Below are 22,808 nucleotides of genomic sequence, written 5' to 3'. Positions count from 1 at the left end.
ATGCGCGCAGCCGCCAGGTCAGGGTTACCTGACTACACAGGGCGGGCCCTGGTCAACCTGTTCCCGACAACCTGTCGGTAAAAACGCTACTCCCGGCCGGATCAGGGCAGCGTAAGGATCTCCGCGCCGGTCTCCGTGACCACCAGCGTGTGCTCGAACTGCGCGGTCCGCTTCCGGTCCTTGGTCACCACCGTCCAGCCGTCCTCCCACATGTCGTACTCGTACGTGCCCAGCGTCAGCATCGGCTCGATGGTGAAGGTCATGCCGGGCTTGATGTCGGTGGTGTGGTGCGGGCTGTCGTAGTGCGGGACGATCAGGCCGGAGTGGAAGGACGAGTTGATGCCGTGGCCGGTGAAGTCGCGGACCACGCCGTAGCCGAAGCGCTTGGCGTAGGACTCGATGACCCGGCCGATGATGTTGATCTGGCGGCCCGGCTTGACGGCCTTGATCGCGCGGTCGAGCGCCTCCTTGGTCCGCTCCACCAGCAGCCGCGACTCCTCGTCCACGTCACCGCACAGGTAGGTGGCGTTGTTGTCGCCGTGCACGCCGTCGATGTACGCGGTCACGTCGAGGTTCACGATGTCGCCGTCCCGCAGGACGGTCGAGTCGGGGATGCCGTGGCAGATGACCTCGTTGACCGAGGAGCACAGGGACTTGGGGAAGCCGCGGTAGCCGAGCGTGGAGGGGTAGGCGCCGTGGTCGCACATGAACTCGTGGGCGACCCGGTCCAGTTCGTCGGTGGTCACGCCGGGTGCGATGTGCTTGGCGGCCTCCGCCATCGCCTGCGCGGCGATCCGGCCGGCGACCCGCATCCGCTCGATCGTTTCGGCGTCCTGCACCTCGGGCCCCGTATACGGCGTGGGCGCGGGCTTTCCCACGTACTCGGGGCGGCGGATCGAGGCGGGGACATGGCGGGTGGGGGAGATGTCCCCCGGGACAAGAAGCGACTGGCCAGACATGCCAGCGAGTGTATCCGCGGGCCGTCGGGCAGGATGGTGGCACGGGAACCCAGCACAGGAGGCGGCAATGGCGCTGTTCAAACGGCGGACGGTCGGCAAACCGGGCGAGTGGTTCTACTGCCTCAAGCACGGGACGGTCGAGGAGGGGCCGCAGTGCCGCGCGGCCGACCGCTTCGGCCCTTATGTCACCCGCGAGGAGGCGTCGCACGCCATGGAGACCGCCCGCGAGCGCAACCTGGAGTGGGAGACCGACCCCAGGTGGCACGACATGGGCAAGGGCGGCAGCGGAGGCAAGGGCGAGGGGGACGGCCGGGCGTAGGCCCTGTCCGGCGTCCCGTGGCGCCGCCCCTGCCGGCCCGGAGGGGCTCACCAGCGCGGGGGCGGTGGGGCCGCCAGGGTTTCGGCGAGCCGGGCCAGGCGGTCGCGGAAGCGGCGGCGGTGCCGCGGCGCGGGCCGGCTGTTCTCCCCGGCGGCGGCGCTGACCAGGTGCTGGACGGTGTCCAGGTCGAGGTCCGCGGGCCGCGGGAGGTCCGGGGCGTCCCGGATGCCGGGGTCGGCCGGGGCGGCCGTGGGCTCCTCCTCCGGCGGTGGGGCGGCGGCCAGCGCGTCGTGGGCCAGGGAGTGCAGATCGCGGTCGCCGGAGCCCAGCGCGAGCACCGTCGCGCCGTTGCGGCGCGCGTCGTGCACCCGCTCCAGCAGCCCGTCGTCCGGCCGCTCCGGCGTCACCACCAGCAGCGTCGCGCCGCGCCCGGCGGCCGCCAGCCGTCCGGGGCCCACCGCGAGGTGCGCGGGCGCCCCGGCCGGGATCCGGTGGCGGACGAGGGTGGGCGACAGCTCCGGCAGGCCCGACCAGGCGGCCTCGTCGTCGAGGTGGGCGGCCAGGTGCCAGGGCTCGTAGCCGGCGGTGCCGACCAGCAGCAGACCGCCGCCGTGCGGGGCGACGGCGGCCCGCAGCGAACCGGCGAAGCGGCGGGTGGCCTCGATCCACTCGGTCCCGGCGAGGACCTCGCGCAGCAGGGCGACGCGTACGGCATCCATGGCGCGGCATGGTGCCGCACGGGCGGGCCCGGCGGGGGCCGGAGCGGGCGGTGTCACCCGTACGGGGGGTGCGGAGCCGGGAGCAGCCCCGCCTCGGTCAGCCGACGTCCCACCTCCGCCACCGACTCCTCGCTCAGCGGGATCTGCGGCGCGGCGGTGTCGCGGTGGGCGATCACACCGAGCAGCCGGAGCGCCGCCTTGAAGCCGCCGAGGGCGGAGGAGCCGCGGCCCATCTCGGCCTCCGGGCCGGTGTCGGTGAGGTCGAACAGGGCGACCAGCCGCTCCTGTTCGGCGGCCGCCCGGGGCCAGTCGCCGGCTCGGGCGGCGTCGTGGAGCCGTACGTAGCCCGCCGGGTCGACGTTGCCCAGGCCCGGGACGATGCCGTCGACCCCCGCCAACAGCGCCGAGTCCGCGGCGAGTTCGGAGCCGCTGAGGACGGCGAAGGCGGGCGCGGGGCCGGTGCGCCGGGCGGTGCGGCCGCCGAGCCCGACCAGCAGCCGGCGCAGCGCGCCGTCGTCGCCGCTGGAGTCCTTGAGCCCGGCCAGGGTGCCGTCCTCGGCCAGCGCGCGGACCAGGGCGGGGGAGAGCCTGCCGGGCACCGACACCGGGATGTCGTAGGCGATCAGCGGCATCCCGGTGGCGGTGCGCAGCCGCCGGAAGTGGGCGGCGATCTCGCGGGGGTGGGTGCGGACGTAGAAGGGGGCGGTGGCGACCAGGGCGTCGGCGCCGAGCGCGGTGGCGGTCCGGGCGTGCTCCAGGACGCGGGCGGTGGTGGTGTCGATGACCCCGGCCAGGACCGGGGCCCGGCCGGCGGCCGCGGTGACCACCGTCTCCAAAGCGATGGCCCGCTGGCGGTCGGTCAGATAGGCCGCCTCGCCGGTGGACCCGAGGGCGAACAGGCCGTGCACCCCGGCGTCGAGGAGGCGGCGGACCAGGCGGGCGAGGGAGGCGGTGTCGACCTCGCCGTGCGGGTCGAGCGGGGTGCAGACCGGTGGGATGACGCCGTGCAGCGGGGCGGTGAGTGCCATGAGGGCTCCAAGGGCTGCGCTGAGCTGGGACATCGGACATGGGATGTCCGATATCGCGGTTCACAATAGGGCTGCGCGCAGGTACCCGGTCAAGGAGCGCCGCCCTGGTGGCGGCCGAACAGGCCGACAGCGCACGGCACATGAGGTGCGGGAGACGGAAGAGGGCGATGGGGATGGCGCGAGGGACGATGTCCGAGGACGTCCAGGCACGGATCAAGCAGCTGATCCTGGATCGCGGGCTGACGCCGGGCGACCCGCTGCCCACCGAGACCGAGCTGGTCGCCATGCTCGACGTCAGCCGCAACTCGGTCCGCGAGGCGCTCAAGGCGCTGCAGGCCATGCGGATCGTCGAGATCCGGCACGGCTTCGGCACCTACGTCGGCGCGCTCAGCCTGGAGCCGTTCGTCGAGGGCGTCGCCTTCCGGGCCGCGGTCCGCCACCACCAGGGCGAGCCCAGCCTGTACGAGCTGATGGAGGTCCGGGAGGCCCTGGAGGCCGGCCTGATCGGCACGGTGGCGCGCGGCCTGCCGGAGGCGGACCTCACGGTCCTCAGGGGGCTGGTGCAGCGGATGGCCGAGGAGGCGCGCGGCGGCGAGGTGCTCAGCGCCACCGACCGGGCCTTCCACCTCGCGCTGTACCGGTCGCTCGGCAACCACCTGCTGAGCGAGGTGCTGGACGCGTTCTGGGCGGCGCTGCGCCGGGTCCGCGAGGACCTCGCCGACGTCCGGCCGGACCCGGAGGTGACCTACCGCCAGCACGCGGAGATCGTCGACGCGCTGGAGGCGGGCGACGGGGAGCGGGCGGTGGCCGCGATGCACCGGCACTTCGACGGCATCCGGCGGCGGCTGACGGCGTAGGGCCTGTCCGACGGGCCGGCGGGGGTCCGCGACGCCTGGTACCGGGCGCCCGGGGGCCGCCCGAAGGGCCGGGCGGGGCTCCGTGTGCCGTGCCCGCCCGCCCGTTCACCGGGATTTCATCCCGCGTCGCCGGTGTCGTCGCCGACACGGAAAAGCGTCATGTGCCGTGCCTTGACGGGTAGTTGGGGCCTTCTTATCGTCCGCAGGACAAGGGACGTCCTACGTCCCGCCCCGCTGAGGGGTGAGCCGACGGGCGCCGGCAGCGCCCGCGAGACCCTCACCTTCCGCCGCATCCCCGTCAAGGAGCCGGCATGACCAGCACAGACAGCCCCCGCGGCGGCGTCCGCCGGAGAACGGTCCTGGGCGGGGCGGCCGCGGCCGCCGCCGGCGCCGCGCTCACCGGCTGCGGCGGCGACGCCGGCGGTGGTGGTGCGCCCCGGGAGCGGAAGAAGGGCCAGCGGATCACCCTCACCTTCTGGTCCTGGGTGCCGGGCATCGACCGCCCCGTGGACCTGTGGAACCGCCGCAACCCCGAAGTCCGGGTCAGGGTAGAGAAGGTGTCGGCGGTCAACGGCGAGCAGTACGCCAAGATGCACGCCGCGATCAAGGCCGGCAACCCGCCCGACCTCGGCCAGATCGAGTTCCCGGTGATCCCCGGCTTCCTCCTGGACGGCGGGCTGCGCGACCTCGCCCCGCTCGGCGCCGCCCGGCACCGCGACAAGTTCTTCGCCTGGCAGTGGCGGCAGGCCGTCTTCGGCTCCGGTATCTACGCCGTCCCGCAGGCCAGCGGGCCGATGGGGCTCTTCGTCCGCCAGGACCTCTTCGACCGTTGGGGCATCCAGGTGCCGCGGACATGGGACGACTACGAGACCGCCGCCAAGGAGATCCGGCGGCACGGCGCCTGGATCGAGACCTTCGCCCCCACCAACGGCAACCGCTTCGCCGGCCTGGCCTGGCAGGCCGGCGCCCGCTGGTACGCCACCCACGGCGACACCTGGATCGTGCACCTCGACGACGCCCCCACCCGCCGGGTCGCCGACTACTGGGAGGCGCTGGTCCGCCGGAAGCTCGTACTGACCGTCCCGGACCGCCGGGACGCCTGGTACAAGGACCTCCAGACCGGCGCCGTCCCCGCCTGGGTGGGCGCCAGTTGGGGCGACGCCCTGCTGGCCGGCAACGCGCCCGGCACCAAGGGGAAGTGGCGGGCCGCCCCGCTGCCCCAGTGGCGCCCCGGCGGCCGGGCCTACGCCAACTGGGGCGGCTCCACCACCGCCGTCTTCGCCAAGGCCGGCTACCCCCGGGACGCCCTGGACTTCGCCGTCTGGCTCAACACCGACCCGCAGTCGGTCGCCCTGCTCATCAAGGGCGGCTACGGCTTCCCCAGCGTCAAGGCCGGCTACCCCGCCGCCGCCCTCGACGCCGACAAGGACTTCTTCGGCGGCCAGCCCTACAGCCGGGTCTTCGCCGACGCCGGGGCGCACGTGGACACCAGCTGGCAATGGGGGCCGGGCGTGGACACCCTCTTCCAGCGGCTCGGCGACGCCTTCACCGACGCGCTGGCCGACGGCGGCTCGTTCCGCTCGGTGCTCACCAAGGTGCAGGCCCAGACCGTCGCCGACCTGCGGGACAAGGGCCTGAAGGCGGAGAGCGGCAGATGAAAGGCGGAGAACGGCACCCGAGCGGACGCGGCGGGTCCGCGGCCGGGACGGCCACCGCGCGGCGCCCGCGCCGGGCCGCGCACCGGACCGGGCGCCCCGGCGGCCGCAACGCCGGGGCCGCGGCCGGCTTCGTGCTGCCCTTCCTCGCCGTCTTCGCCCTCTGCTACCTCGCCCCCGTCTGCTACGCGGTGTGGACCAGCCTGCGGCGCACCACGCGGACCGGGCCGCTCGGCCTCGGCACGGAGCGCGAGGTGTTCGCCGGCCTCGCCAACTACGCCCAGGCGCTGGCCGACGACCGGTTCCTGGCCGGCTTCGGCCGGGTGCTGCTCTTCGGGGCCGTGCAGATCCCGCTGATGACCGTGCTCGCCACCGCGCTGGCGCTGCTCCTGGAGAGCGCCGCCGCCCGCTGGGTCGCCTTTTTCCGCGGCGCCTTCTTCCTGCCCTACGGGGTGCCCGGGGTGATCGCCTCGATCCTGTGGGGCTTCCTCTACGTCCCCGGCCTCAGCCCGCTGGTGCGGATCGCCCAAGGCGCGGGCTGGGACGTCGACTTCCTCTCCCGCGGCAGCGTGCTGTGGTCCCTGGCCAACATCGTCACCTGGCAGTTCACCGGCTACACCATGCTGGTGCTGATCGCCCAGCTGAAGTCCGTCCCCGGCGAGCTGTACGAGGCCGCGCGGATCGACGGCGCGAGCGCCTGGCAGGTGGCCCGCCACATCAAGCTCCCGCTGCTCCGCCCGGCGCTGGTGCTCACCACCGTCTTCAGCATCATCGGCACCCTCCAGCTGTTCGCCGAGCCGATGGTGCTGCGCCCGCTGACCTCCTCCATCGACTCCGGCTACACCCCCAACCTGCACGCCTACAGCGAGGCGTTCGTCGGCGGCAACCAGCACCGGGCGGCGGCCGAGGCGGTGCTGCTGGCGCTGGTGGCGTGCGCGGCCTCGTTCGGCTTCCTGCGGCTGGCCGGCGGGCGCGGGAAGGACCGCCGATGAGCAGCCGGGTCCCGGTGCGCCACCGGATCGTCACCAGCTCCCTGCTGGCCGTCGCCGCCCTCTACTTCCTCGCCCCCGTCTACTGGCTGGTGGTCTCCGCCACCAAGAACAGCGCCGACCTCTTCGGCACCTTCGGCTTCTGGTTCTCCGACCACCCGCGGCCGCTGGACCACCTCGCCGCCGTCCTCGCCTACGACCACGGCGTCTACGTCCGCTGGTTCGCCAACTCCCTGCTCTACGCCGGGGCCGGCGCGGTCTGCGCCACCCTGCTGTCCGCCGCCGCGGGCTACGCGCTGGCCAAGTTCCCGTTCCGGGGGCGGGAGACGGTCTTCGGCCTGGTGCTGGCCGGGGTGCTGATCCCGTCCACCGCGCTGGCCCTGCCGCTGTACTTCCTCTTCAGCGCGCTGGGCCTGGCCGACAGCTACGCGGCGGTGCTGATCCCCAGCGTGGTCAGCCCGTTCGGCGTCTATCTGTGCCGGATCTACGCGGCCGCCGCGGTGCCGGACGCGCTCCTGGAGGCGGCCCGGATCGACGGCGCGGGCGAGGCGCGCATCTTCGCCGGGCTGGGGCTGCGGCTGATGGGCCCGGCGCTGGTCACCGTCTTCCTGTTCCAGTTCGTGCACATCTGGAACAACTACTTCCTGCCGCTGGTGATGCTCTCCGACTCCGGCCTCTACCCGGTCCAGTTGGGGCTGACGACGTGGCTGGGCTACGCGGACCGGCAGCCGGTGCTCTACCAGTACACGGTCGGCGGCGCGCTGCTGTCCGTACTGCCGCTGATGGTCCTGATGACGGTGCTCCAGCGGTACTGGCGCACCGGGCTGGCCGAGGGCGGAGTCAAGGCGTGACCGTGCTCCCGGCACCCCGCCGGGGCGTGACAGTATCGCTGTCATGACTACTTCCGACGCTGCTGCCACCCCGGCCGGGACCCCGGCCGAGCCCTCGTCCGCCGCCGAGCCGGCCGCCCGCGACCCCTGGGACCTGCCGGACGTCTCCGGTCTGGTGATCGGCGTCCTCGGCGGCACCGGCGACCAGGGCCGCGGCCTGGCCTACCGGTTCGCCCGGGCCGGCCACAAGGTGATCATCGGCTCCCGGGCCGCCGAGCGGGCAGAGACCGCCGCCGCCGAGCTGGGCCTGGGCGTCGCGGGCGCCGCCAACGCCGACTGCGCCCGGCGCAGCGACGTGGTGATCGTCGCGGTGCCCTGGGAGGGCCACGCCAAGACCCTGGAGGCGCTCCGCGCGGAGCTGGCCGGCAAGCTGGTGATCGACTGCGTCAACCCGCTCGGCTTCGACAAGAAGGGCGCCTACGCGCTCAAGCCCGAGGAGGGCAGCGCCGCCGAGCAGGCCGCCGCGCTGCTGCCGGAGTCCCGGGTCACCGCCGCCTTCCACCACCTCTCCGCCGTCCTGCTCCAGGACCCGGAGATCGCCGAGATCGACACCGATGTGATGGTGCTCGGCGAGCGCCGCGCCGACACCGACCTGGTGCAGGCGCTGACCGCCCGCATCCCCGGGATGCGCGGTGTCTTCGCCGGCCGGCTGCGCAACGCCCACCAGGTCGAGTCGCTGGTCGCCAACCTGATCTCGGTCAACCGCCGCTACAAGGCGCACGCCGGGCTCCGGGTCACCGACGTCTGAGCCGACCCCTCACCGACGTCCGGGCCCGGGCGGGGGAGGGGGCGGCGGGGCGCCGCCCGGCATAAGGGACACTGGGACGGACCGCACGACCCGACAGGAGCCGACCCGATGCCCTCCCTGCCCCCGCCCGGACCGGACCGGCGCCTCGCCGTCCTCGCCCTCGCCGTCTGCGTGCTCGCCGTCGCCGCGGCGGTGGTCTCCTTCGTCGAGGGCAGCTTCGTCGGCATCGTGTGGGTCCTGCTGGCGGGCGTCTCCAGCAACATGGCGTGGTTCTACTTCCGCAAGGCGAAGCTGGAGCGGGCCCGCCGGGCCGAGGCCGCCGGCGACCCCGCCGCCTGACCGGCCCTCGCCGGCGGGCCCGGTGAGCTTCCCTACGCCGCCCCGCCGAGCTGCGGCACCTGCGGCTCGCCCTGCCAGAAGCGGAAGAACTCCTGGCCCCAGTAGGTGTCCCAGGCCGAGACGCCGAGCCCCCGCAGGACCGTGTGCACCAGCTCGAAGAAGACCTGGTTGATCTCGGGCACCCACAGCAGCCCGAAGACCGCCAGCATCCCGAACGGCGCGTACGGCGCGACCTGCCGCCGCAGCCGCTCCGACAGCCACGGTTCGAGCACGCCGTAGCCGTCCAGCCCGGGCACCGGCAGGAAGTTCAGGATCGCGGCGGTCACCTGGAGCAGCGCCAGGAACGCCAGTGCGTAGCGGAACGGGTCCGGGATGCCGTCCAGGGCGTGCAGCCAGAACGGCGCGCTGACCACCGCGGCGAACAGCGCGTTGGTCAGCGGCCCGGCCGCCGAGATCAGGCTGTGCCGCCAGCGGCCCCGGATCCGGCCGCGTTCGATGAACACCGCGCCGCCCGGCAGCCCGATCCCGCCCATGATCACGAAGAGCACCGGCAGCACGATGCTCAGCAGCGCATGGGAGTAGACGAACGGGTTGAGGGTGAGATAGCCCTTCGCGCCCACCGTGATGTCCCCGCCGTGCAGCGCGGTGCGGGCGTGCGCGTACTCGTGCAGGCACAGCGACACCACCCAGGCCGCCGTCACGAACAGGAAGACCGCGAAGCCGGTGCTGGCCGCGAGCGTCCCGCTCCAGACGGCCCAGCCGGAGACCGCCAGGACGGCGACGAGCGCGAGGAAGACCGGGCTGACGCGGCGGTCGGCGCGCGGGATTGCGGTGGTCATCGGTACGGGGCTCCCAGGGGGTCGGTCATGGGCGGTCGGTCGCGGGCGGGGTCGTCCGGTCCGCGGGCCGCGGACGGGCCGCCCCCGACCGTAACCGCCGTACCGCCGCCGGCGCACGGGCCGGGCCGGGTCCGGCCGGGCACGCCCCGTATCCGGAAACGCCGCTCGGTACGCGGGGAGTTCCGGCGGCGGGCGACAATGGCCCGGTGCGCTACGGAATTCTCGGCACCACCCGGGCCGGCCGGGCCGACGGCACCCCCGTCGCCCTCGGCGGCGCTCGGCTGCGCGCCCTGCTCGCCGCGTTCGCGCTGCGCCCCGGCCGGGCGCTGCCCGTGGACGTCCTGATCGCCGACGTCTGGGGCATGGACCCGCCGGCCGACGCACCCGGCGCCCTGCAGGCACTGGTCGGCCGGCTGCGCCGGGCCCTGGGCCGCTCCGCGATCGCCTCCGTGGACGGCGGCTATCTGCTGTCCGCCGAGCCGGACGCGGTCGATCTGCACCGCTTCGAGCGGCTGACGGCGGAGGGCGGCCGGGCGCTGGACGCCGCCGACCCGGACCGCGCCGCGGCCCTGCTCGACGAGGCGCTGGCGCTCTGGCGCGGCCCGGCCCTCGCCGACCTGCCCGAGGCGGCCGTCGAGGCGGCCCGCGCCGAGAGCCGCCGGCTGGACGCCCGGCGCACCCGTCTCGCCGCCGAACTCGCCCTGGGCCGCGCCGCCCGGGCGCTGCCCACCCTGACCGCGCTGTGCCAGGACCACCCGCTGGACGAGCCCCTGCAGGCGCTGCGGCTGCGTGCCCTGCGCGCCGCCGGCCGCACCGCCGAGGCGCTCGCCGCGTACGAGGGGATACGCACCGGCCTCGCCGAGCGGCTGGGCGCCGACCCCGGCCCGGAGCTGCGCGCCCTGCACGCCGAACTCCTCCGGCCGGACCTCGCGCGGGTCCCGGCGGGCGCGGCGGCCACCGCCGTCCCCGCCCGCCCCGGCAACCTCCGGGCCCGCCTCACCTCCTTCGTCGGCCGGGAGCAGGACCTGGCCGCGCTCCGCGCCGACCTGGCCGCGCACCGGCTGGTGACGCTGCTGGGCCCGGGCGGCGCCGGCAAGACCCGGCTCTCCCAGGAGGGCGCCGAGACCGCCGCGGCCGCCCGGCCGGACGCCTGGCCGCACGGCGTCTGGCTGGCCGAGCTGGCCCCGGTGGACGACCCGCGCACGGTGCCGGAGGCGGTGCTGACCGCGCTCGGGGCCCGCGAGACCGTCGTCCGGGCCACCACCGCCGAAGGGCTGCGGGCCGCCACCGACCACGCCGTCCGCGACCCGCACGCCCGGCTCGCCGAACACTGCGCCGGCCGCCGGATGCTGCTGGTCCTGGACAACTGCGAGCATGTCGTCGGCGCCGCCGCGGAGCTCGCCGAACGGCTGCTCACCGCCTGCCCGGGCGTGACGGTGCTGGCCACCAGCCGGGAGCCGCTGGCCGTGCCGGGCGAGGTGCTGCGGCCGGTGGAGCCGCTGCCCGACCCGGTCGCGCTGCGCCTGCTGGCCGACCGCGGGGCCGCCGCCCGCCCCGGTTTCCGGGTCGACGCCGACGAGGCGACCACGGCCGCCTGCGCCGAGATCTGCCGCCGGCTGGACGGTCTGCCGCTGGCGATCGAACTCGCCGCCGCCCGGCTCCGCCTGATGACACCCCGTCAGCTCGCCGACCGGCTCGACGACCGCTTCCGGCTCCTGACCAGCGGCAGCCGCACCCTGTTGCCGCGTCAGCAGACCCTGCGCGCGGTGGTGGACTGGTCCTGGGACCTCACCGACGAGCCCGAGCGGGCGGTACTGCGCCGGCTCTCGGTCTTCGCCGGTGGCTGCGACCTGGCCGCCGCGGAGGAGGTCTGCGCGGGCGGCGGCGTCGCGCCGTACGAGGTCGCCGGGCTGCTCGGCTCGCTGATCGACAAGTCGCTGGTGGTGGCCGACCCGGACGGCGCGGGCGGCGACGCCGGGGCCGCCGGGCCGCAGATGCGCTACCGGCTGCTGGAGACGGTCGCCGAGTACGCCGGCGAGCGGCTGGACGAGGCCGCGGAACGTACCGACGCCGAACACCGCCACCTGGTCTGCTACCGCGAACTGGCCCGCACCACCGACCCGTTGCTGCGCGGACCCGGGCAGCGCGCCGCGATCGACCGGCTGGAACTGGAGCACGACAACCTGCGCACCGCACTGCGCCGGTCGGTCGCCGCCGGCGACGAGCAGGAGGCGCTGTGCCTGGTGCTCTCCCTCCAGTGGTTCTGGTCCCTGCGCGACCACCGCGGCGACGCCCACACCTGGGCCGAGGCCGCCGGCACCCTGGGCCCCAGACCGTTCGCCCGGCCGGTCGTCCCCGCCCCCGACCTGCACGAGCAGCCCATCGACGCGCCCCCGCCGATGGCCCCCGAGCAACTCGCGGAGGCCCGCCGCCAGGTCCGGCTGGTGGCGCTGGCCGCCTCGGACAGCGACATGGAGCTGCTGCGCAGCCCGGAGCTGCAGGAGGAGCTGTCCGGGATCATCGCCGCCTACCGGGCCGGGATGCCGCAGACCTGCAAGGTGCCCGGGGTCATGTGGTACTTCGCGGTGCTGCTCACCGGCCGCTGGCAGGACCTGGCCGGCCTCCTCGACGGCGCGGTCGAGGCGTGCCGCGGCTTCGGCTACGACTGGGAGCTGGCCTACGTCCTCCAGCTGCGCTCCAGGGTGTTCAACGACCGCCGCGGCAGGCTTGGCCAGGCCACCCGGGACGCCGACGAGGCCCTGCGGATCTTCCTCCGGCTGGGCGACGCCTGGGGCGCGGCCGAGGCGCTGGCCGGCCGCGGCGAGACCGCCGAGCGGCGCGGCGAGTACGACGCCGCGACGCGCTGCTACAAGGCCGCGATGGTGCACGCCGAGGAGCTGGGCGCGCACGGCCAGACCCTGACCCTGCGCGCCCGGCTGGGCGGCGTGATGATCGAGGCCGGCCGGGCGGACGACGGCGAGCGGATGCTGCGGGAGGTGCTGGCCGAGGCGGCGGACCGCAACAGCGGCCGGGACGCGGTGCCGTTCACCCGCATGGTGCTGGCCGCACAGCTGTCGATCACCGGGCGCACCCAGGAGGCCCGCCGGGAACTCCTCCTCGTCCGGGAGGCGTTCGCCGGGCACGGTCAGGATCTCTACCTGGGGGTGCTGGACGGCATGCTGGTCTCGCTGGACGTGGACGAGGGGCGGCACGGCGCGGAGCTCCTTCCGCGGATCCGGCGGGTGCTGGAGCTGACCCGGGACCCGCTGGCGGAGGTGGTCGACCCGGATCTGCCGGTGGTGCAGCTGCTGACCGGCGCCCGGGGGCTGGTGGCGGTCCGCGGCGCGGCGGGAGCCGCGGACGCGGCCCGGCTGATCGGCGCACACGACGCCCTGCGGGTCGGCGCGCAGGTGCCGCCGCTGGCCCTCCGCGAGGGCCGGGCCCGCGCGGAGGCCGCCGTCCGCGCGCTGCTGGCCGACCCGGACTACGCGGCCGCCTATGCGGAGGGCGGCGACCTCTCGCTGGACGAGGCCGTCGCCCTGCTCTGACGCGCGTCAGGTCTTGGAGCGGAACTTCCTGACCGCGAGCGGCATGGTGACGGCGGTGATGGCGACCGTCCAGCCGAGGGTGATCAGTGTCGGATGGGCCACCGGGCCTTGGCCGTTGATCAGCGAGCGGGCCGCGTCGGCGAGGTTGGACAGCGGGTTGACCTTGGTGAAGCCCTCCAGCCAGCCGGGCATCGACGTCGTCGGCGCGAAGATCGACGAGCCGAACTGGAGCGGCATCAGCACCAGCATCGCCATGCCCTGCACCGCCTGCGGCGTCTGCACGCTGAGTCCCAGCAGGATGAAGATCCACATCAGGGCGGCGCCGAACACCGTGGACAGGGCGATCGCGCCGGCGAACTCCAGTAGCGAGCCGCGTATTTCGAGGCCCAGCAGGAAGCCCATGGCCAGCAGGATCGAGGTGGCCAGCAGCATCCGGCCGACCTCGACCACGATCTTGGCTATCAGGACCGAGGACCGGGCGATCGGCATCGTCCGGAAGCGGTCCATCACGCCCTTGCGGAAGTCCTCGTTGACGCCGGTGCCCACCGCCATGGCGATGTTCATGCCCATCATCGCCATCATGCCGGGCACCAGATACTGCACGTACTCCTGCTGGTGGCCCTTGCCGGCGATGGCGCCGCCGAAGACGTAGACGAACAGCAGGATGAAGATGACCGGCATCAGGAGGACGTCGAACAGCGTCTGCGGGTCGTTCTTGATCTGGACGAGGTTGCGCCGGACCAGCGCGCCGATGTGCCGCAGATTGCTCCGGAGCCCGATCCGGCCCTCGTCCGCGCCGGCCTTCCCGACCGGCGCCGTCATCGTCGCGGCACTCATGCCGTCACCTCCGCGTACTGCCGGTCGGCGGCGTCGCCGGCCGTGCCGCCGTCCGCCGCGTCGGACGTCTTCTCGCCCGTGATGGCCAGGAACACCTCGTCCAGGCTGGGCAGATGGGTGGAGATCCCGGCGAGTGAGAAGCCCCGCCGGCCGAGCACGTCGACCACCGCGGTCAGCTGCTCGTCGCTGGTGATCGGGACGTTGACCACGCCCCCGTCGTGGTCGGCCGTCGCGCCCGCGATGCCGTCCAGACCGGCCTGCGCGACGGCGCCGACCATCCGGTCCAGCTCGCCGGCGTCGCTCGGCCGGATCTGCAGCGTCCGCCCGCCGACCTTCGCCTTGAGCTCGTCGACCCGGCCCTCGGCGATCACCCGGCCGCGGTCGATCACGGTCAGCTCGTCCGCCAACTGCTCGGCCTCTTCCATGTACTGCGTCGTCAGCAGCACCGTCGCGCCCTCGCGCACCATCCGCTGGACCTCCTCCCACACCTCGTTGCGGGTGCGGGGGTCCAGGCCGGTGGTCGGCTCGTCCAGATAGAGGACCGCCGGGCGGCCGATCATCGAGGCGGCCAGGTCCAGCCGCCGGCGCATACCGCCGGAGTACTTGGCCGCGGGCCGCTTGGCGGCCTCGGTGAGCGAGAACCGCTCCAGCATCTCGTCCGCGCGGCCGCGGGCCTCCTTGCGGGAGAGGTCCAGCAGCCGCCCGATCATGTAGAGGTTCTCCCACCCGGAGAGCTTCTCGTCGACCGAGGCGTACTGCCCGGTCAGGCCGATCCGGCGGCGCAGCGCGCGGGGTTGGCGCACCACGTCGCAGCCGGCCACCACGGCGCGGCCGGCGTCCGGCACCAGGAGCGTGGACAGGCAGCGGACGAGGGTGGTCTTCCCCGCGCCGTTGGGGCCGAGGACACCGAGCACGGTGCCCTCCCGCACGTCCAGGTCCACCCCGTCGACGGCCTTGACCTCGCCGAAGTGCTTGACCAGACCGCGCACCTCCACGGCGTTGCCGCCCCTGGTGGTTATCGTCTGTCGCGTCATGCCCTCAAAGGTGCCGGACGCCACCGACAACGCACCGACAGGCCGCCGACAGCCCGATGCGACCGGGCGTCGGCGGCCCGTCGGCCGGGCCTCAGTGGAAGGTGTGCTCCTCGGCCGGGAAGGCGCCGCCGACCACGTCCTCGGCGAACTCCCGGGCCGCGTCGCCGAGCAGCTCCCGCAGTCGGAGGTACTGCTTGACGAACCGCGGCACCCGGCCGGCGGTGAAGCCGGCCATGTCGGTCCACACCAGCACCTGGGCGTCGCACTCGACGCCGGCGCCGATGCCGACGGTCGGGATGTGCAGCGAGCGGGTGACCTCGGCCGCCAGCTCGGCCGGCACCGCCTCCAGGACCACCGCGAACGCCCCGGCGTCCTGCACCGCCTTGGCGTCCCGCAGCAGTTGCTGGGCGGCCTCCTCGCCGCGGCCCTGGACCGGGTAGCCGCCGAAGGCGTGCACCGACTGCGGGGTCAGCCCGACGTGCGCCATCACCGGGATGCCGGACGAGACCAGCAGCTCCACCTGGTGCGCGGAGCGCTCCCCGCCCTCCAGCTTGACGGCGCCCACCCCGGCCTCCTTGACCAGCCGGGTGGCGCTGCGCAGCGCCTGGACCGGGCCCTCCTGGTACGAGCCGAACGGCAGGTCGGCGACGACCAGGGCGCGCTTGGTGCCGCGGACCACCGCCGCGGACAGCATGGTGATCTCGTCCAGCGTGACCGGCACGGTGGACTCGTAGCCGAGGTGGCAGTTGCCCATCGAGTCGCCGACGAGCAGCACCGGGATACCGGACTCGTCGAAGACCGAGGCGGTCATCGCGTCGTAGGCGGTGAGCATCGGCCACTTCTCGCCGCGCTCCTTGGCGGCGGCGATGTCGCGGACGGTGAGGCGGCGCGAGGCGGTGCCTCCGTAGAGCGCCTTGGGGTTGTCCTTGGCGGGCCGGCCGGGCCCGGCGGCCTTGTCGGCGGGCTCGGCGGCGGCCCCTGCGGCCGGCTTCTGGGCAGGCGAAAGCTGCGTCATGGTGACGGCTCCTGTTTCCTCATCTCGAAGCACCCTGACGGTGTCTCCGGACTCCCGTCCATGCTGGCACGGGGTGCCCGGGGAGCAAAAGGGGGCGGGACCCGCTCGGGCGGAGCCGCCCCGGGGGCGGGGGAGAAGGCGCAGGTGGAAGGGGGCGGCAGGCCCGCCGGCGGCCGGGCCGCTCCGGCGAACCGGTGGCCTCGGGCGGCGACTCACCAATACGAAACGGTTCCGTATCGCAACGAGCGTATGGTGACGCCATGGCCACCTCACCGACCCCGCCGGGCGCACCCGGCGCTCCCGGTCCCTGCGGCGCCTCCGCCGCCTCCCGTATCCCCGCGCACATCCACCGCAGGCGCTGGCTGATCCTCTCCGTGCTGATGCTCAGCCTGCTGATCGTGGTGCTGGACAACTCCATCCTCAACGTCGCGATGAAGACCATCGCGACCCCGGCCCCGGCGGGCCTCGGCGCCACCCAGAGCGAGCTGGAGTGGGCGATCAACTCCTACACGCTGGTCTTCGCCGGGCTGCTGTTCACCTCCGGCCTGCTCGGCGACCGCCTCGGCCGGAAGAAGGTCCTCCTCTTCGGCCTGGCGGTCTTCGGCACCGGCTCGGTGCTCGCCGCGGTCTCCTCCTCGCCCCACCAGCTCATCGCCTTCCGCGCCCTGATGGGCCTGGGCGGCGCCTTCGTCATGCCGGCCACCCTCGCCATCCTGATGAACGTCTTCGACCGCGAGGAGCAGCCCCGGGCGATCGGCATCTGGGCCGGCGGCGTGGGGCTGGCCATCGCCATCGGCCCGATCGCCGGCGGGCTGCTGCTCGACCACTTCTGGTGGGGCTCGGTCTTCCTCGTCAACGTCCCGATCGTGCTGATCGCGCTGGCCGTCATGGTGATCCTGGTGCCCGACTCCAAGGACCCCGCCCCAGGGAGGCTGGACCCGGTCGGCGTGCTGCTCTCGGTGGTCGGCCTGGTCCTGCTGGTCTACGGGATCATCAAGGGCGGCCAGCTCGCCGACTTCACCGCCCCCCGGGTGCTGGCCACGGTGCTGAGCGGCCTGTTGGTGCTGACCGCGTTCGTCGTCCACCAGAAGCGCAGCGACCACCCGTCCATCGACATCGGCCAGTTCCGCAAACCGGCCTTCTCGGCCGCCGTCGCCGCCATCGCGCTGGTCTTCTTCGCGCTGATGGGCGTCACGTTCTTCATCGTCTTCTACGTCCAGAGCGTGCGCGGCTACAGCCCGCTGGAGTCCGGGCTGCTGATCCTGCCGCTGGCCGCCGCCCAGTTGGTCTTCGCGCCCCGGGCCCGGCTCGCGGTGGACCGCTTCGGGGCCCGCGCGGTGTGCACCGTCGGCATGCTGGTGGTGGCCGTCACCATGGCCGGGATGCTGCTGCTGGGTACCGACACCCCGATCTGGGTGCTGGAGCTGCTGTTCTTCCTCCAGGGCACCGGCATGGCGCACATCATGCCGCCGGTCACCGTCACGATCATGCAGTCGCTGCCGCGTGAGAAGGCCGGCTCCGGCTCGGCGCTCAACAACATCTTCCGGCAGGTCGGCGGCACCCTCGGCGTCGCCGTCCTGGGTTCGCTGCTGTCGACCAGCTACCGCACCGGCATCCAGGGCAGCCTCGACGCGCTGCGCGGGGTCCCCGACCCGGTGCGGGCCGCGGCCGGCGAGTCCATCGAGGCCACCCTCGGCCTCGCCGCCCGGCTGCGCCCGCTGCCCGCCCGCGTGCTGACGATCAAGGCCGACGACGCCTTCCTGCACGCCATGCACGTCACCGCGCTGGGCTCGGCGGCCGTCTCGGTGCTCGGGGCGGTGATCGTCGCCGCGTTCCTGCCGGGCAAAATGGGCCCGGCCCCGCACGCCGCGGAGCCGAGGGACGGACGGAAGGCGGGCGCAGCACGATGAGCCGGGTGGCGGAAGACCGCGGACGGGTGGCCGGGGCGCGAGCGGGTGCGGTGGCCCCCCGGCGTCCGGGCCGCCCGCGCAGCGCCGCGGCCGACTCCGCCATCGTCGAGGCGGTGCTCCGGCTGATCGAGGACGGCGTGGCGATAGGCGAGCTGTCCATGGAGCGGATCGCCCGGGAGGCGGGGGTGGGCAAGGCCACCCTCTACCGCCGCTGGTCCGGCAAGAGCGCGCTGATGCTCGATGTGATGCGGTCGCTGGACGCGCCCTGCCCGCCGCTGGACGGCGGTTCGGTCCGCGAGGACCTGGTGCGGCTGCTGGAGTTCCTGCGCCGCCGCGGCCTGTCCCAGCGCAGTTCGGCCGTGCTGCGCACCGTCGTCAGCCACGTCCGGTCCCAGCCCGAGCTGTGGGCGGAGTACCACACGACGGTCGTCCGGGCCCGGCACGAGGCGCTGCTCGCGGTGCTCCGGCGCGGGGTGGCCGGCGGCGAGATCCGCGCCGACCAGGACCTGGAGACCCTCGCCGACCTCTTCGTCGGCCCCTTGCTGGCCCGCGCCCTCCTGCACGAGTGGAAGGAACTGCCCGAGGGGCTCGCCGAGGACATCGTCGACGCGGTGCTGGACGGCGTCCGGCCGCGGGCGACGGCGGAGCCCGGTCGCGTATGACCGGACCATGCCCGTTCTGTCACAGCCGCCGTCACGAACGCCCGCATCGGAACCCGGTGCCACGGGCCCACCGTCCTCTCCAGCGGGAACGCGGAGCCGGATGCGTCGCAAGACGGATCTAAGAACGCGTTTCACGGCCATCACCTAGGGTCGAAGATCACAGGTGAGGCGCACCGGAGCAGGGCGGCAAGGCAGTGAGGACAGCGGTATGGCGCAGGCGTACATGACGGAGCCGGGACAGGGCCGGGGGCCCGAGCGGGCCGGTTCCCGGTCCGGGCGGCTGCGGAACTGGTGGCGCCGCGAAGGGATGTGGCGGCGCGGCATCGTCCTCGCGGTGCTCGCGGTGCTCCTCGGGCTGGCGCTGCTGCTGCACGCCCGGATCCCCAACTCCGTGGGAAACCTGGGGAGTCTGCTGGAGACCTTCCTGCCGTGGCTGGGGCTGGGCATCCCGCTGCTGCTGCTCTGCGCCCTGCTGCGCCGCTCGGCGACCGCGCTGGTGGCGCTGGTGCTGCCGGTGTTCGCCTGGGTCAGCCTCTTCGGCGGACAGATCACCGACAAGTCCGGCACCGGCGGCAATCTGACGGTGCTCAGCCACAACGTCGACGCGGACAACGCCGACCCGGCGGCCACCGCCCGGGACGTCGTGGCGTCCGGCGCCGACGTGGTCGCCCTGGAGGAGCTGACCGGCCCCGCACTTCCCGTGTACCGCAAGGGACTTGCCGCCGCCTACCCGTACCACACCGTGCAGGGCACCGTCGGCCTGTGGAGCAAGCGGCCGCTGGCCGACACCCGCCCCGTGGACATCAAGATCGGCTGGGTGCGGGCGCTGCGCGCCACCGTCAGCGCCCCCGACGGCCGGCAGGTCGCGGTCTACGTCGCCCACATGCCCTCGGTGCGGGTCCACGTCGACAAGGGCTTCACCGCCAACCAGCGCGACGGCAGCGCCCAGGCGCTGGGCGAGGCGATCGCCGCCGACCCGGTCCACCAGGTCGTGCTCCTGGGCGACCTCAACGGCACCATGAACGACCGCTCGCTGGCCCCGCTCACCTCCCAGCTGCGCTCCGCCCAGGGTGCCGCGGGCGACGGCTTCGGCTTCAGCTGGCCGGCCGGCTTCCCGATGGCCCGGATCGACCAGATCCTGGTGAAGGGCATCGACCCGGTCAGGGCGTGGGTGCTGCCGGCCACCGGCAGCGACCACCGGCCGGTGGCGGCCACCCTGAAGATCTGAGCCCGGTCCGCGCGCACCGCCCGCGCCGGCAGGACGGCCCCGGCCGCCCCTGCCGGCGCGGGCTTTTCCTCTCCCGTTTTCACGGCGGAATACTCGGCCTGGGACACTTTGTTCCGAAACAGAACTTGGAAATCCGCGCGCCCGCACCGCGCACCCCCACCCCCACCCCCGCCCCCGAAAGGTTCTCCATGCCCTTGGCGCTGCTCGCGCTCGCGGTATCGGCTTTTGGCATCGGCACCACCGAGTTCGTGATGATGGGCCTGCTGCCCGACGTCGCGGACGATCTGGGCACCTCCGTGCCCACCGCCGGCTACCTCGTCTCCGCCTACGCCCTCGGCGTCGTCATCGGCGCACCCCTCCTGACCGCGCTCGGCTCCCGCGTTCCCCGCAAGCGGATGCTGGTGGCGCTGATGGCGGTCTTCACGGTCGGCAACCTCGCCTCCGCCCTCGCCCCCACCTTCGGCCTGCTGGTCGCCGGCCGGCTGCTGGCCGGGCTGCCGCACGGCGCGTTCTTCGGCGTCGGCGCGGTGGTCGCCGCCCGGCTGGTGAAGGAGGGGCGCCAGGCCCGTGCGGTGGCCACCATGTTCCTCGGCCTGACCATCGCCAACATCGTCGGCGTGCCCGCCGCCACCCTGCTCGGCCAGCACCTCGGCTGGCGCGCCACCTTCCTCGTCGTGGCCGCCGTCGGCCTGGTCGCGATGGCCGCCCTGGCCCGGCTGATCCCGCCGCTGCCGGCTGAACGGCACACCGGCCTGGCCCGCGAACTGCGCGCCCTGGGCGACCGCCAGGTGCTGCTCGGCCTGCTCACCACCGTCTTCGGCTTCGCCGGGATCTTCGCCGTCTACAGCTACCTCGCCTCGATGATGACCGAGGTCACCGGCTTCGCCGCCGGCTCCGTGCCGCTCGTCCTCGCCCTCTTCGGCATCGGCATGACGCTCGGCGCACTGGCCGCCGGACCGCTCACCGACCGGGCCCTGCGCCCCACCCTCTACGGGTCCCTCGGCGCGCTCGCCCTGGTCCTGGTGGCCTTCCACTACACCGCCCCCGTGAAGTGGGCGGCGCTGGTCACCGTCGTCCTCGTCGGCGGCATCGGCTTCCTGACCACCACACCGCTACAGATGCTGGTGATGAACAAGGCGCGGCAGGCGCCGACGCTGGCCGCCGCCTCCAACCAGTCGGCCTTCAACCTCGCCAACGCCGGCGGCGCCTGGATCGGCGGCCTCGTCCTCTCGGCGGGCTGGGGCTGGACCTCGCCCACCCTGGTCGGCGCGGTGCTGGCCGCCGCGGGCCTGGTCGTCGCGCTGCTGGCCGGCTTCCTGGACCGCGGCGCACCCGACCCGGCACGGATCGTGGCCCGCGGCGGCGAGCCCGCGCCGGAGCAGGCGGCCACGGCCGCGACTGCGACGGACGCCGCCGTCCGCTAGGGCCCCTGCGCCGCGCTCGCCTCAGGCGCCCTCGCGCCAGTGGTTGGTGATCGGCAGCCGCCGGTCCTTGCCGAAGCCCTTCGCGGAGATCTTGGTGCCGGGCGGGTACTGCCGGCGCTTGTACTCGGCGTGGTCCACCATCCGCAGCACCCGGGTCACCAGCGCCGCGTCGAAGCCCTGCGCCACGATCTCCGCATGGCCCCGGTCGCGGTCGACGTACAGCTCCAGGATCCGGTCCAGCACCGCGTAGTCCGGCAGCGAGTCGGTGTCGACCTGGCCGGGCCGCAGCTCCGCGCTGGGCGGCTTGGCGATCGTGTGCTCCGGGATCGGCGGGGTCGTGCCGCGCTCGGCGGCGGCCTCGTTCCGCCAGCGCGCCAGCTCGTAGACGACGGTCTTGTAGACGTCCTTGATGGGGCCGTAGCCGCCGACCGAGTCGCCGTAGAGGGTCGAATAGCCGCACGCCAGCTCGGACTTGTTGCCCGGCGCGAGGACGAGGTGGCCCTCCTGGTTGGACAGGCCCATCAGGAGCGTGCCGCGCAGCCGCGACTGGAGGTTCTCCTCGGCGAGCCCGGTCAGCCCCAGCGCCGCCATGTAGGAGTCGAACATCGGGCCGATCGGCACCGTACGGAAGTGCAGCCCCGTGCGCCGGGCCAGTTCGGCGGCGTCGCCGATCGAGTGCTCGGAGGAGTAGCGCGAGGGCATCGCGACCGCGTGCACCTGCTCGGCGCCGACCGCGTCGCAGGCCAGCGCGGCGACCAGCGCGGAATCGATGCCGCCGGACAGCCCCAGCACCACGCTGCGGAAGCCGTTCTTCGCGACGTAGGCGCGCAGCCCGACGACCAGCGCGGTGTAGATCTCCTCCAGGTCGCCCAGGCGCTCGGCCTGCCCGCCGAGGGTCTGCGGCGGGTACGGCGGCAGGGGTTCGGCGGAGAGCACCACGTGCTCCACCCGCAGCCCGTCGTCCAGCACCCCGGACGGCGCCTGTGACGCGGCGGCGGGCAGCTCCAGATCGACCAGGACGCACCCCTCGGCGAACTGCGGGGCGCGCGCGATCACTTCGCCGTCGCCGTCCACCACGATCGAGTCGCCGTCGAAGACCAGCTCGTCCTGCCCGCCGATCATCGCGAGGTAGGCGGTGCTGCAACCGGCCTCGCGGGCCCGCCTGCGGACCAGCTCCAGCCGGGTGTCGTCCTTGTCCCGCTCGTAGGGCGAGGCGTTGACGGAGAGCAGCAGCCCGGCACCGGCGCTGCGCGCGGCGGGCACCCGGCCGCCCTCCTGCCAGAGGTCCTCGCAGATGGCCAGCGCCACGTCGACGCCGTGGACCCGGACGACGGGCAGGGTGTCGCCGGGGACGAAGTAGCGGAACTCGTCGAAGACGCCGTAGTTGGGCAGGTGGTGCTTGGCGAAGGTGAGCGCGACGCCGCCGCGGTGCAGCACCGCGGCGGCGTTCTGCGGGGCGCCGGCGGGCCGGCCGTAGCGGGGCAGCTCCTGCGGGCAGCGGTCGAGGTAGCCGACGACGACCGGGACGTCCCCCAGCCCCTCCGCGGCCAGCCGGGCGGCCAGTTCGGTCAGCGCGGCCCGGCTCGCCTCGACGAACGAGGGGCGCAGCGCGAGGTCCTCGACGGGGTAGCCGGTCAGTGCCATCTCGGGGAACGCGACGAGGTGCGCGCCCTGGCCGGCGGCGTGCCGGGTCCAGTGCACGATCGTCTCGGTGTTCCGGGCGAGGTCGCCGACGCAGGAGTCGATCTGGTTGAGGGCGAGACGTAGTTGAGGCACCCCGTCAGTCTAATCGTCTTTCTGACGCAATG

General features: G+C 74.1%; 20 protein-coding genes. 12 read left to right on the top strand and 8 right to left on the bottom strand.

Annotated elements, in window-relative coordinates; translation table 11 throughout:
* Window positions 1–101 precede the first annotated feature (101 nt).
* Window positions 102–959, bottom strand: coding sequence for a type I methionyl aminopeptidase (map, locus tag K2224_RS26895; protein ID WP_221909166.1), 858 nt, complete (start codon window positions 957–959; stop codon window positions 102–104).
* Window positions 960–1,026: 67 nt separating this feature from the next.
* Here map and K2224_RS26890 point away from each other — a divergent pair, with 67 nt between their 5' ends.
* A complete protein-coding gene (locus K2224_RS26890; RefSeq protein WP_221909165.1) occupies window positions 1,027–1,278 on the top strand; it encodes a hypothetical protein in 252 nt (83 codons plus the stop codon).
* Window positions 1,279–1,325: 47 nt separating this feature from the next.
* Here K2224_RS26890 and K2224_RS26885 read toward each other — a convergent pair whose 3' ends face one another.
* Window positions 1,326–1,997: a hypothetical protein gene (locus tag K2224_RS26885; RefSeq protein ID WP_221909164.1), complete on the bottom strand. Its 672-nt coding sequence runs from the start codon at window positions 1,995–1,997 to the stop codon at window positions 1,326–1,328.
* A 53-nt stretch (window positions 1,998–2,050) separates the two neighbouring features.
* Window positions 2,051–3,025, bottom strand: coding sequence for a dihydrodipicolinate synthase family protein (locus K2224_RS26880; RefSeq protein ID WP_221909163.1), 975 nt, complete (start codon window positions 3,023–3,025; stop codon window positions 2,051–2,053).
* Between the two features lie 173 nt (window positions 3,026–3,198).
* Here K2224_RS26880 and K2224_RS26875 point away from each other — a divergent pair, with 173 nt between their 5' ends.
* The 6 genes from K2224_RS26875 to K2224_RS26850 all read left to right on the top strand — a co-directional run bounded on the left by K2224_RS26875 (window position 3,199) and on the right by K2224_RS26850 (window position 8,503).
* Window positions 3,199–3,882 carry a FadR/GntR family transcriptional regulator gene (locus tag K2224_RS26875; RefSeq protein ID WP_260693511.1) on the top strand — a complete coding sequence of 228 codons (684 nt, stop codon included), beginning with the start codon at window positions 3,199–3,201 and terminating at the stop codon, window positions 3,880–3,882.
* A 311-nt stretch (window positions 3,883–4,193) separates the two neighbouring features.
* Window positions 4,194–5,540 (top strand): ABC transporter substrate-binding protein, encoded by a 1,347-nt coding sequence (locus K2224_RS26870; RefSeq protein ID WP_221909162.1) that lies wholly within the window; start codon window positions 4,194–4,196, stop codon window positions 5,538–5,540.
* Complete coding sequence (locus K2224_RS26865; RefSeq protein WP_221909161.1) at window positions 5,537–6,529, top strand: carbohydrate ABC transporter permease; 993 nt, start codon at window positions 5,537–5,539, stop codon at window positions 6,527–6,529. Before K2224_RS26870 ends, K2224_RS26865 begins: the two co-directional genes overlap by 4 nt.
* The gene (locus tag K2224_RS26860; RefSeq protein WP_221909160.1) at window positions 6,526–7,377 is read left to right on the top strand and encodes a carbohydrate ABC transporter permease; all 852 of its coding nucleotides are present in this window, start codon (window positions 6,526–6,528) and stop codon (window positions 7,375–7,377) included. Before K2224_RS26865 ends, K2224_RS26860 begins: the two co-directional genes overlap by 4 nt.
* Before the next feature lie 43 nt (window positions 7,378–7,420).
* A complete protein-coding gene (npdG, locus tag K2224_RS26855; protein ID WP_221909159.1) occupies window positions 7,421–8,164 on the top strand; it encodes an NADPH-dependent F420 reductase in 744 nt (247 codons plus the stop codon).
* 108 nt (window positions 8,165–8,272) lie between these two features.
* Entirely contained in the window at window positions 8,273–8,503 is a 231-nt protein-coding gene (locus tag K2224_RS26850) for a hypothetical protein (RefSeq protein WP_221909158.1), read from the top strand.
* A gap of 32 nt (window positions 8,504–8,535) precedes the next feature.
* Here the strand turns inward: K2224_RS26850 and K2224_RS26845 are convergent, their stop codons facing one another.
* A complete protein-coding gene (locus K2224_RS26845; protein WP_221909157.1) occupies window positions 8,536–9,342 on the bottom strand; it encodes a site-2 protease family protein in 807 nt (268 codons plus the stop codon).
* Between the two features lie 206 nt (window positions 9,343–9,548).
* On the opposite strand from K2224_RS26845, the gene K2224_RS26840 reads away from it, so the two are divergent.
* A complete protein-coding gene (locus K2224_RS26840) occupies window positions 9,549–12,890 on the top strand; it encodes a BTAD domain-containing putative transcriptional regulator (RefSeq protein WP_221909156.1) in 3,342 nt (1,113 codons plus the stop codon).
* Between the two features lie 6 nt (window positions 12,891–12,896).
* Here the strand turns inward: K2224_RS26840 and K2224_RS26835 are convergent, their stop codons facing one another.
* From K2224_RS26835 to panB, 3 genes are all read right to left on the bottom strand, one after another.
* Window positions 12,897–13,727, bottom strand: a complete 831-nt coding sequence (locus K2224_RS26835) for an ABC transporter permease (protein WP_221909155.1) — start codon at window positions 13,725–13,727, stop codon at window positions 12,897–12,899.
* On the bottom strand, window positions 13,724–14,761 hold the full coding sequence (locus K2224_RS26830; RefSeq protein ID WP_221909154.1) for an ATP-binding cassette domain-containing protein: 1,038 nt from the start codon (window positions 14,759–14,761) through the stop codon (window positions 13,724–13,726). The genes K2224_RS26835 and K2224_RS26830 overlap by 4 nt, the downstream gene beginning before the upstream one ends.
* 91 nt (window positions 14,762–14,852) lie before the next feature.
* Window positions 14,853–15,776, bottom strand: coding sequence for a 3-methyl-2-oxobutanoate hydroxymethyltransferase (gene panB, locus K2224_RS26825; protein WP_221909153.1), 924 nt, complete (start codon window positions 15,774–15,776; stop codon window positions 14,853–14,855).
* Window positions 15,777–16,036: 260 nt separating this feature from the next.
* On the opposite strand from panB, the gene K2224_RS26820 reads away from it, so the two are divergent.
* The 4 genes from K2224_RS26820 to K2224_RS26805 all read left to right on the top strand — a co-directional run bounded on the left by K2224_RS26820 (window position 16,037) and on the right by K2224_RS26805 (window position 21,000).
* A complete protein-coding gene (locus tag K2224_RS26820; protein ID WP_221909152.1) occupies window positions 16,037–17,686 on the top strand; it encodes an MFS transporter in 1,650 nt (549 codons plus the stop codon).
* Entirely contained in the window at window positions 17,683–18,348 is a 666-nt protein-coding gene (locus K2224_RS26815) for a TetR/AcrR family transcriptional regulator (protein WP_221909151.1), read from the top strand. The genes K2224_RS26820 and K2224_RS26815 overlap by 4 nt, the downstream gene beginning before the upstream one ends.
* Window positions 18,349–18,655: 307 nt before the next feature.
* A complete protein-coding gene (locus K2224_RS26810) occupies window positions 18,656–19,576 on the top strand; it encodes an endonuclease/exonuclease/phosphatase family protein (RefSeq protein ID WP_398198771.1) in 921 nt (306 codons plus the stop codon).
* A gap of 188 nt (window positions 19,577–19,764) precedes the next feature.
* Entirely contained in the window at window positions 19,765–21,000 is a 1,236-nt protein-coding gene (locus K2224_RS26805) for an MFS transporter (RefSeq protein ID WP_260693347.1), read from the top strand.
* 21 nt (window positions 21,001–21,021) lie between these two features.
* Here the strand turns inward: K2224_RS26805 and K2224_RS26800 are convergent, their stop codons facing one another.
* A complete protein-coding gene (locus tag K2224_RS26800; RefSeq protein ID WP_221909149.1) occupies window positions 21,022–22,776 on the bottom strand; it encodes an NAD+ synthase in 1,755 nt (584 codons plus the stop codon).
* Window positions 22,777–22,808: the final 32 nt, after the last annotated feature.

Source organism: Streptomyces sp. BHT-5-2, assembly GCF_019774615.1.
GTDB lineage: Bacteria > Actinomycetota > Actinomycetes > Streptomycetales > Streptomycetaceae > Streptomyces.
The sequence above is the reverse complement of the archived record's forward strand: the minus strand, read 5'-3'. Positions and strand labels throughout refer to the sequence as shown.